The 9,339-nt window shown below is 50.1% G+C and carries 12 protein-coding genes and 2 pseudogenes; 13 read left to right on the top strand and 1 reads right to left on the bottom strand.

The window, feature by feature from the left end:
- The 4 genes and pseudogenes from TY10_RS10060 to TY10_RS10045 all read left to right on the top strand — a co-directional run.
- Window positions 1-900 (top strand): annotated as a pseudogene (locus tag TY10_RS10060) (ABC transporter ATP-binding protein); the annotation flags it as partial.
- A pseudogene (locus tag TY10_RS10055) lies at window positions 897-2,805 on the top strand (ABC transporter ATP-binding protein). The pseudogenes TY10_RS10060 and TY10_RS10055, both read left to right, overlap by 4 nt.
- A 177-nt stretch (window positions 2,806-2,982) precedes the next feature.
- A complete protein-coding gene (locus TY10_RS10050; RefSeq protein WP_238327529.1) occupies window positions 2,983-3,375 on the top strand; it encodes a phage holin family protein in 393 nt (130 codons plus the stop codon).
- 189 nt (window positions 3,376-3,564) lie between these two features.
- Window positions 3,565-3,954: a cupredoxin domain-containing protein gene (locus TY10_RS10045; protein ID WP_042162904.1), complete on the top strand. Its 390-nt coding sequence runs from the start codon at window positions 3,565-3,567 to the stop codon at window positions 3,952-3,954.
- 48 nt (window positions 3,955-4,002) lie between these two features.
- On the opposite strand, the gene TY10_RS29745 is transcribed toward TY10_RS10045, so the two are convergent.
- Complete coding sequence (locus TY10_RS29745; RefSeq protein ID WP_238327528.1) at window positions 4,003-4,197, bottom strand: hypothetical protein; 195 nt, start codon at window positions 4,195-4,197, stop codon at window positions 4,003-4,005.
- A gap of 204 nt (window positions 4,198-4,401) precedes the next feature.
- On the opposite strand from TY10_RS29745, the gene TY10_RS10035 reads away from it, so the two are divergent.
- The 9 genes from TY10_RS10035 to TY10_RS09995 all read left to right on the top strand — a co-directional run bounded on the left by TY10_RS10035 (window position 4,402) and on the right by TY10_RS09995 (window position 9,263).
- Entirely contained in the window at window positions 4,402-4,689 is a 288-nt protein-coding gene (locus TY10_RS10035; RefSeq protein WP_042162902.1) for a Dabb family protein, read from the top strand.
- Between the two features lie 147 nt (window positions 4,690-4,836).
- Window positions 4,837-5,262 (top strand): DUF86 domain-containing protein, encoded by a 426-nt coding sequence (locus TY10_RS10030; protein ID WP_042162901.1) that lies wholly within the window; start codon window positions 4,837-4,839, stop codon window positions 5,260-5,262.
- 158 nt (window positions 5,263-5,420) lie between these two features.
- Window positions 5,421-5,912, top strand: a complete 492-nt coding sequence (locus tag TY10_RS10025; RefSeq protein ID WP_042162900.1) for a DUF948 domain-containing protein — start codon at window positions 5,421-5,423, stop codon at window positions 5,910-5,912.
- A 1-nt stretch (window position 5,913) separates the two neighbouring features.
- On the top strand, window positions 5,914-6,318 hold the full coding sequence (locus tag TY10_RS10020) for a YtxH domain-containing protein (RefSeq protein WP_042162899.1): 405 nt from the start codon (window positions 5,914-5,916) through the stop codon (window positions 6,316-6,318).
- 205 nt (window positions 6,319-6,523) lie between these two features.
- A complete protein-coding gene (gene racE / locus TY10_RS10015; protein WP_042162906.1) occupies window positions 6,524-7,333 on the top strand; it encodes a glutamate racemase in 810 nt (269 codons plus the stop codon).
- 80 nt (window positions 7,334-7,413) lie between these two features.
- The gene (locus tag TY10_RS10010; protein WP_042162898.1) at window positions 7,414-8,316 is read left to right on the top strand and encodes a M14 family metallopeptidase; all 903 of its coding nucleotides are present in this window, start codon (window positions 7,414-7,416) and stop codon (window positions 8,314-8,316) included.
- Between the two features lie 73 nt (window positions 8,317-8,389).
- Entirely contained in the window at window positions 8,390-8,626 is a 237-nt protein-coding gene (locus TY10_RS10005; protein ID WP_042162897.1) for a hypothetical protein, read from the top strand.
- Between the two features lie 42 nt (window positions 8,627-8,668).
- Window positions 8,669-8,971 carry a heme biosynthesis protein HemY gene (locus TY10_RS10000; protein WP_042162896.1) on the top strand — a complete coding sequence of 101 codons (303 nt, stop codon included), beginning with the start codon at window positions 8,669-8,671 and terminating at the stop codon, window positions 8,969-8,971.
- A 70-nt stretch (window positions 8,972-9,041) separates the two neighbouring features.
- Window positions 9,042-9,263 (top strand): YuzB family protein, encoded by a 222-nt coding sequence (locus TY10_RS09995; protein ID WP_042162895.1) that lies wholly within the window; start codon window positions 9,042-9,044, stop codon window positions 9,261-9,263.
- Window positions 9,264-9,339 lie beyond the last annotated feature (76 nt).

The raw sequence follows: 9,339 nt of genomic DNA, 5'->3' as shown, positions 1-9,339 counted from the left end.
ATGCGATGCAGATTATGTTCTCTCTGCTCATGATGTCTATGATGTTCGTTATGATTCCTCGTGCGCAGGCCTCGTCTGTACGGATAAATGAAGTGCTGGATCTGGTGCCAAGCCTGACAGACCGTAAGGATGCGGTTCAGACGAATGCTTCGAGACAAGGTTACGTGGAGTTTAAAGATGTGGCCTTTAGTTATCCCGGCGCGGAGGAACCGGCGATTTCGAATATATCTTTCCAGGCAGGCCCAGGAGAGGTAACTGCTATTATTGGCGGGACAGGCTCCGGCAAGTCCACACTGATCAGCTTGATCCCCCGTTTTTATGATGTGAATGAGGGGCAGGTTCTCGTTGACGGTGTTGACGTAAAGAGCATGACACAGCAGCATTTGCGTGAGCGGATTGGCTTTGTGCCGCAGAAGGCGGTGCTGTTCACCGGTACTGTGGCGGATAACATCAGATATGGCAAGGAAGACGCCACCGATGAAGAGATCCGGCATGCGGCAGCCATTGCGCAAGCATCCGATTTTATCGGCAGCATGGAGAACGGCTATGACTCGGTTATTGCACAGGGCGGAAGCAACGTGTCAGGGGGGACAAAAACAGCGTCTGTCCATTGCCAGGGCGCTCGTGAGAAAGCCTGAAATTTATTTGTTCGACGATAGTTTCTCGGCGCTTGATTTCAAGACCGATGCCAAGCTGCGTGCAGCGCTCCGTTCGGAGACTGGCGAGGCGACGGTACTGATTGTTGCGCAGCGTGTCAGCACGGTTATGGATGCCGACCGCATTATCGTGCTTGAAGAAGGACGGATTGCCGGTATCGGCAATCATCGCGAATTGATGGCCTCTTCTGAAGTCTATCGGGAAATCGTCGCATCACAGCTGTCTGAGGAGGAAATCGCATGAGTGAGCAGCATAAGGGGCCGCAAGGCGGCCGTCCTCCAGGCGGCCCGATGCGCGGCCCCGGCATGGGTCCGGGAATGGGCGGCATGGGGATGCCTGTACAGAAGGCGAAAAACTTCAGGGGCACACTGCTTCGGCTTGTCACTTATTTAAAGCCCCACCGGTTTAAGCTTATTTTCGTATTGCTGGCTGCCGTACTCAGTACGGTATTCAGCATTTTGAGTCCGGACATTATGGGGAAAGCCGTTACCGAACTGTCGAAGGGCGTAATTGGCCGAATCCAGGGCAATCCGGATGCGCATATCGATTTCGATACCGTAAATCTCATACTGTTGAAGCTGATTCTGCTCTACGCCATCAGCTCGGTATTCAGTTATTTGCAGCAATATTTAATGGCTGGCGTGGCACAGCGTACCGTATACGATCTGCGTAAGCAGGTTAATGAGAAGTTCGCCCGCCTGCCGCTCAAGTTTTATGATTCGCGGACGAACGGTGAAATTTTAAGCCGGGTTGTTAATGACGTGGACAATATTAGTTCAACGCTTCAGCAGAGCTTGACCCAGTTTATCTCGTCGCTTATTACGTTAATTGGCGTTATCGTAATGATGCTGACCATTAGTCCGCTCATGACGCTCATCGTATTCTTGACGATACCGGTCAGCCTTGTCGCAGCAGGCATCATCGCCAAAAAAGTCACAAACGTATTTCGTTCGCCAGCAAGCCGAGCTAGGCAAGCTGAATGGACATGTGGAAGAGATGTATACAGGTCATAAAATTGTGAAGGCCTTCGGACATGAGAATCGCTCTGTCGCGGAATTCAACGAGATGAACGAAAAGCTGTACGAGTCCGGCTGGCGCGCGCAATTCGTCTCCGGTATCATTATGCCGATCATGAGCCTTATCGGCAATATCGGTTACGTATTCGTCAGCATTGTTGGCGGTATTCTTGTGACGAAGCGGGCGATTGAGTTCGGTGACATTCTCGCTTTCATCCAATATACGAGACAATTCACCATGCCGATTACGCAGCTTGCCAACATTTCCAATGTTATTCAATCGACCATCGCTTCAGCGGAAAGAGTATTTGAGCTGCTGGACGAGGAAGAGCAAGTACCGGAAGCTAATGATGCCAAATCGATTGCATCTCCGAGGGGGGCGGTGCGCTTCGACAACGTGAAGTTTGGCTACAGTGCGGATACGGTATTAATCGATCATATGAATATCGACGTTAAGCCGGGACAGACAGTAGCCATTGTCGGACCGACAGGAGCGGGGAAAACGACGCTCATCAACCTATTGATGCGGTTCTACGAACTGCATGACGGCCGTATTACGATTGATGGCGTTCCGATTGAGGACATGAGAAGAAGCGGGCTGCGCCGGATGTTCGGCATGGTGCTTCAAGATACCTGGCTGTTCAATGGCACGATTCTCGATAATATCGCTTATGGGCGAGAGGGTGCCACTGAGGATGAAGTCGTCAGTGCAGCGCGGGCTGCACATGCCGACCATTTCATTCGGACGCTTCCTGACGGTTATGAGACGGTCCTCAATGAAGAAGCATCCAATATATCGCAAGGCCAGAAGCAATTGCTGACGATCGCTAGAGCCATATTGGCCGACCCGTCTATTCTTATTCTGGACGAGGCGACAAGCAGCGTCGATACACGTACAGAGGTATACATCCAGAAAGCAATGAATGAGCTGATGGAGGGGAGAACGAGCTTCGTTATCGCTCACAGGCTGTCGACAATCCGCGATGCCGATCTTATTCTCGTCATGAACAAAGGCAGCATTATCGAGCAGGGAACTCATGAGGAACTGCTTGCTGCAGGCGGCTTTTACGCCGATCTGTACAATAGCCAATTCACGGGGAAAGCTTCGCTTTCGGAGCCAAGCGCCGGTTAGAATTGGGTTAAAAGAACAGCCGTCGCCGCTTACATCCAAGCGGCGATGGCTGTTTTTTGCAGCATCACCCGCCTCGTCCAATTCTAGCAATGTTGTGTAAGTGCATAGGACAGCCTGCACCGCTGGCGCATAGAATATGGAGAATGATTAAACTTCAAGAGAGCGGGGTGGCGGCTATTGCTGTGGGTTAAAGCTTGTTCCGTAAGCGCCGCATTCGGCTCCATCATTACTTTTGCATTTGGGGGATGGGTGGAGTCACTAACGGTATTAGTTGTGGCAATGGGTATTGATTATGTGTCCGGAATATTGGCATCTATTAAAGAGGGTAAGGGATTAAATAGTTTATTTGGCGCATGGGGATTGGCGAAAAAAGGACTGATGCTGCTCGTTATCTTACTGGCGCACCGCGTTGATATATTGCTTGATCTTAATAATGCAACGATGGGGGCGGCTACCTATTTTTATATCGCCAATGAACTGATATCCATTACCGAAAATTATGGACGGCTTGGGCTGCCTTTGCCGGATCGGGTGCGGAAAATTATTCAGGTGCTCAAGGACAAAAACTAACGGCAATTTTGTTCACTAAGGTGTAAGGGGGTTGAGCCATTATTTACAAGCATCCATCCGTAATGTTCATTTTATTGTCATAATCAAGAAAAAACTTTTCCCTAATCTCAAGTTTAAGGTTGAGAACTTCGGACGATCTTATGTAATATAAGAAGTAAACACTACGTTCGAAAAGGGGAGCACGGAGCAATGCATAAGTGGATCATGTTCGTACTATTATCAGCAGCTTCTTTATTGGCAGTTTATTTGCTGACATTCGGTCTGCCCGAGAAGCCTAAGGATGAGTCGGCAGAACTTCCAGAGGGTACCGTACTCGTAAAAGTGCAAGCTAACAGCGATTTCACGTTCGACCAAGAAGAGTACAAAGTTAAAGTTGGCGACAAGGTCATTCTCAAGCTTCAAAACAAAAGCGGCATTCACGGCCTGAAGATTGATGAGCTGAACGTTGATCTTGAAGGCGATAAGCTGGAGACGAATCTTGAATTCGACAAACCCGGCGTGTATGAAATACACTGCTCGGTTCCTTGCGGCACAGGCCACTTGGAAATGAAAACGAAGCTGGTTGTTGAAGCAGCTTAACGACATCAAAAAAGAGGAGCCGTACAGGGCTCCTCTTTTGCGCATTATTCAGACCTTGCTTCGTCTGCCGCTTTTTCCGCGTCCGCGGGCAATGAGCGTATCGGCGATAAAGCCGAGTAGAGCCCAAGTCAGTATGGTCAGGACGTACATCAGCATGACGCTTACATCATGTACATCGACAAATAGATCTACGAACCAGGCGGGAACGCTGAACATGGAAAAAAACGAAATTATGCGGGTCATAGCCGGTTGAATTATATAAGCAAAGAGCAAGTCCGATTACCGTAGCGGCAAACGTAACAGGATAACGCATAACAAATCGTCCTCTCTAGCCTTGTTTGATTAGTTTGTTGGCTGTTGTTTGTTGCTTGAATATAGCTGCTTGGGTTATTATGTGACAAAAGGATGCATGTCATTCGATTACATACGCGAGGGGAGAAAGAACGAATGCTGACACATATCGTATTTTTCAAATTAAAGGACGGAAGCCCGGAGAGCGTGGAGACAACGGCTGCTGTTCTACGCAATATGGAAGGGAAAATTGAAGAGCTGAAGTTCATCGAAGTCGGCATCGACGTCTTGCATTCGGAGCGCTCTTACGATATCGCCCTCATTACGAGATTTGAATCATTGGACGGTTTGAATGCTTATCAGGTACATCCTGTGCATCAAAAAGTAATTGAACATATGACGCAAGTTCGCGAAGCATCCGTCAGCGTCGACTTTGTAAGCTAAGGAAGGGTTGGCGGTTACTATGGGTGAAGACGCATATCAATTAATGACGTATTTGTTTGTTGTCATTATTAGCGCCGTCATAATGGCGGCTTGGCTGAAACGGAAAGCGAAATCCAAAAAGCAAGACTGAAAGCGGGAGAAGCCTCTATGTACTATGTGAATCGTGAACAAATTGGAGTCCGGCTGCAGGCGATTCCCGCCATCTCGGAAGCGCTTCGCTCACTAGCTGATCAGTGGAGCGGTTCCCTCATTGAGGGGCTGGCACAGGAGCGTGCGCTCCATCTGGCAATCGAGACGATTACAGATGTCGGAAGCTATTTGATCGATGGCTTTATTATGCGCGACGCAAGCAGCTATGAGGATATTATCGAAATTATCGGTGAAGAAGGCGCCTTTCCTAAGGAGCTGCAAGAGCCGTTTATCGCGCTTGTGAAATTGCGGAAGCCGCTCGTTCAAGACTATTATGACTGGCAGCGCGCCGAGCTTCATCCGCAGTCACGGATAATGGCGGAACAGCTGCTCGTCTTCAAAACTTCGGTTGAGCAATATATTGAACGAGAATTAATTGGATAAGTCCAAGGAAGAGTCGATTGGGAAGCTGTTGCTGCAGCTTTGCGCAATCGGCTTTTTTTTGTGTCAAGACGAGCCCATGCTGCTTATACTGTCATTACGAAATGGGCATTCGCCCGATTCGGATCGCCAATTGCCCGGAGCGGAGGAGGAGCAGGCATATGGACGTAATGGAATGGAGTGCCGCGATTGCGGCAGCCGCTTTTGTAATAGTGACGGCGGGTCTGCTGCTTGGCATTAAAGCAGCGCTGAACCGGCTTAAAGCTGTTCAAGCATCAACGGAAACCATGATGGCCCATATGCAGGCGACAGCTGTAAGGTTAACTGCCCTTGCAGATCCTGCGGAGAAGACGATCCTTACTGCACAGCAGCAGCTGCAATCGGTGAACCGTCTATTTGAAGCCGCCGGACAAATTGGGGAGTCGATTGAGCATACGACATCCGCCGTAAACCGGGTAACATCAACACTGTCGCAGTCTGCGATCCGGCATGCGGAGCGGGCAGCGGAGCAGCGTCAGCTCGGCGAGGCGTTCGAATGGGCTGAACTTGGTATGGCAGCTTGGCAGCTATGGCAAACTAACCGCAAGCGCCATAACGAAACCGGGTCCGATCATCAGGGCGAAGAGCGTCATAAGAATGAAGGGAGCGAATAATATGTCAAATCGTAAACAAACGAAAGGTTTTCTTCTGGGAGCATTGGCAGGCAGCGTTGTAGGCTCCATTACGGCATTGCTGTTAGCACCGAAAGCAGGCAAGGAGCTGCGTCAGGACATTTCCGCTGGAGCGCATAAAGTGCAAGAGGCAACGGTGCGGGCAGCTGGTCAAGTGGGTGACACAACCGGACGCATTGCACGCCAACTGGGCGATCAAGCGGTGCAGCTTGCAGACAGAGCGAAGCATGCCGCCGCTGTGGCAACGGGTACAGCGAAACGCCGCGTTGAAGAAACGATTGAGCCGGAAGCCATTCTTTCCGCTATTGATGCCGGCGACGCTGAAGTGATTGACGAGAATGAGCAGGATGCATCGGCTGAGGATAAGCAGCTGCTTACCATTAATTAAGTTCTAGATTCCATAGCTGCAGAAGGCTGATTCCTTTTAGGAGTCAGCCTTTTTTGCTGTCTGCCAGCCATTTAACCGCTGCAGAAGCCGTTCTAAATGGCTGGCAATAATAAGGTACGTTTTCACCCTTGTATTCATATGCTATTGAAGTCGCAGGTCATATAGCCACTATAAACAGATCATGTAGAAGGAAAGCGGTGTGTTTGTGCAGCAACCGATTGCGATACTTGACTCAGGTGTAGGCGGCTTAACTGTCGCTAAAGAGGTTATGCGCCAGCTGCCGCACGAGAAAATCGTCTATTTCGGAGATACCGCGAGGGCACCTTACGGGCCTCGTTCTCCCGAAGAGATAACGCGCTTCACGCGTGAGATCGTGGACTATTTGAATCAGTTCCGTCCAAAAATGATTATAATAGCATGCAACACAAGTACAGCATTTGCACTGGAGGATATACGCCGCAGGGTCGGTGTTCCAGTCGTTGGCGTCATTAAGCCGGGAGCGAGAGCGGCAATAGGGCGGTCGACATCCGGCTGCATAGGCGTCATCGGAACCGAAGGGACGATCCGCAGCGGAGCCTATGAGCAAGCGCTCAAGGAATTGTCGCCGCAAATTCAAGTCATTAGCAAAGCCTGCCCGTTGTTTGTTCCTTTAGTGGAAAAGGGGCATTTCCGCTCCTCTGAAACGTACAAAACGATACGGGAATCAATCGGACATTTACGCAATTCTCCAATGGACAGCTTGATACTGGGCTGTACGCATTATCCTTTCCTCTCGGAAATGATTGAAGAGGTAATGGGCCCTAACATTAGCTTGATCAGCTCGGCAGACGAGACGGCCCGCGAGGCGAGGTTAATTCTCGAAGAAAACGGTGAGCTGGCGAGAGGCCATCAGATACCTGTGCATCAATTTCTGTGCAGCGGTGAACCGGCCTTGTTCAAGGAGATTGCCCAGCAGTGGCTGGGGCAGCAGCTGGAGCTGGCTCCAATCGTATGGCTGGAGCTGCAAATCGGCTGATTTCATGCACCATGGTATGGCAGCCATCTCCCTCGAATAGCATGTAGAGATACCAGCTATGAGGAATGTGAGGTGGCGGCTTGAGCGAATTCCATCGAAACCCATCGAATTACGGCTATGACGAATTAGTCGAGGATTGCTTGCAGGTTATACGAAAGTATCCTTTTGTGGAAGGCTACGTGATTGGACATACGGTGCTAGGGCGTCCGATTCTTGCGTTAAAATGCGGAAACGGCGAGCGCCGCGTCCATATGAACGGCGGCTGTCATGCCAATGAATGGATGACGTCGGCGCTTCTTATGCGTTATGTCGAAGATTGGGCATCCGCCTGCAATGGAGATGACTGGCTGAGTGGCGAGAGCGCTAGCCGGCTTTATAAAGAAGTCACGTTGTGGGCTGTGCCAATGCTCAATCCGGACGGGGTGGAGCTGGCAGTAAGGGGAATTCGTCCCGATCATCCGTTCTACAGTCAGTTATTGCAGTGGAATAACGGCTCAGAGCAGTTCGATCAATGGAAAGCCAATGCCCGGGGAGTGGACCTTAACGACCAGTTCCCGGCCCACTGGGATGAAGAGTGCAGACGCAGAGGCAGGTTTGGACCCGGTCCCCGCGATTATCCGGGTCCTTATCCGCTTAGCGAGCCGGAGGCTTTGGCGCTGGCCAACATGACTAATTCGCTGGAGTTCGATACGGTCATTGCGCTTCATACGCAAGGTGAAGAAATTTATTGGAACTACCGCAATTATGAACCCGAACAATCGGAGAAGCTGGCGAATAGGCTCGGCCGTGCCAGCGGCTATAAGCCGGTTAAGCTTAGCGGCAGCGATGCAGGATATAAAGATTGGTTCATTCAGCGATACCGGCGCCCGGGCTTTACGGTCGAAGCGGGACTAGGGGCCAATCCGCTGCCTGCTGAACAGTTTGACTCGATTTACCGTGCGCTGCAGCCGCTACTGACAGAGGGGATGCGGCTTCACCGCTAAATCGTTTGCGAAATTAGGGCATGCTTATGCTATAATGACGAAAAGTATTTCGTTAGAAAAAGAGGTGTGCCCTATGCGCAAATTGTTTTCTCTGAGATATTGGCGGAATACGTTTGTCCGCGTGTACCGGCTGCTTCGCTCAAAGGATGTTGCGCTGCGGGACAAGCTGCTGTTCCTAATTCCCGTGCTTCTTTATTGGGTATTGCCGGATGTGCTTCCGTATATGCCGATTGACGATATTGCCGTCACGATGCTGGTTGCACAATGGTTTGCTCGATACATGGAGAACAAGTATAATAGTAAAATATAAAGCTTGCCATGGGCATCTTTTCATACAAAAGGAGCGAGAGACATGAACTGCAAAATTACGCGCAATGCTGCAAAGATATTAAAACTTGAGCTGGACAAGCCTGAAAATGAAGGCAAAAAGCTTCGCGTGTACGTGACTCACGCGCATGGCGATCATGCGCATTACGGTCTTGCTGTCGATGAGCCGACAGATAAAGATATCGTCGTATCGACTGACAAAGATATCGACGTTATTTTGGAGAAGGATAATGATTTCCTCGACGGCGTTCGCATCGACTATTTCTATGTGCCGGAAGAAGGCTTCGCTGTAACGAATCCGTCCAAAGGAAATAACGGCGAACACTAATCATTTAAATAAATAAAAGCGGTGCGCCGGTTGCTCCGGCTATTCCGCTTGCCGGATTGGAAGATTATTGATGGCAAACGACATACGCGTATGCGATAAATGCAAGCATGTCCGGGTTAAGTCGATTGTGCCGAAGCTCCAGGAGCTGGCACCCGACGCCGAAATCCGGGTAGGCTGCAAATCCTATTGCGGGCCGTGCGCCCGCTATGCATTCATTTTTATTAATGGACGTTATGTGAAAGCGGCAGACGAAGATGAAGCAATCCAAAAGATTCGGCCTTATGTGAAGTAAGCCGGAGGCAGGAGACTCAACAGCGATGTTGGGTCTTTTTTGAATCAGTTTTTGCAGGCTATTCCGATCTGGAGGT

The organism is Paenibacillus gorillae, from assembly GCF_000513275.1.
GTDB classification, from domain to species: Bacteria; Bacillota; Bacilli; order Paenibacillales; family Paenibacillaceae; genus Pristimantibacillus; species Pristimantibacillus gorillae.
This window is presented reverse-complemented; position numbering and strand designations above follow the sequence as displayed.

Bases quoted from the DNA above. Each gene is read 5' to 3' on its own strand.
- TY10_RS10045 (WP_042162904.1), top strand. From the start codon at position 3,565: ATGCATAAGTGGATCATGTTCGTACTATTATCAGCAGCTTCTTTATTG.
- TY10_RS29745 (WP_238327528.1), bottom strand. From the start codon at position 4,197: ATGACCCGCATAATTTCGTTTTTTTCCATGTTCAGCGTTCCCGCCTGG.
- TY10_RS10035 (WP_042162902.1), top strand. From the start codon at position 4,402: ATGCTGACACATATCGTATTTTTCAAATTAAAGGACGGAAGCCCGGAG.
- TY10_RS10030 (WP_042162901.1), top strand. From the start codon at position 4,837: ATGTACTATGTGAATCGTGAACAAATTGGAGTCCGGCTGCAGGCGATT.
- TY10_RS10025 (WP_042162900.1), top strand. From the start codon at position 5,421: ATGGACGTAATGGAATGGAGTGCCGCGATTGCGGCAGCCGCTTTTGTA.
- TY10_RS10020 (WP_042162899.1), top strand. From the start codon at position 5,914: ATGTCAAATCGTAAACAAACGAAAGGTTTTCTTCTGGGAGCATTGGCA.
- TY10_RS10005 (WP_042162897.1), top strand. From the start codon at position 8,390: ATGCGCAAATTGTTTTCTCTGAGATATTGGCGGAATACGTTTGTCCGC.
- TY10_RS10000 (WP_042162896.1), top strand. From the start codon at position 8,669: ATGAACTGCAAAATTACGCGCAATGCTGCAAAGATATTAAAACTTGAG.
- TY10_RS09995 (WP_042162895.1), top strand. From the start codon at position 9,042: ATGGCAAACGACATACGCGTATGCGATAAATGCAAGCATGTCCGGGTT.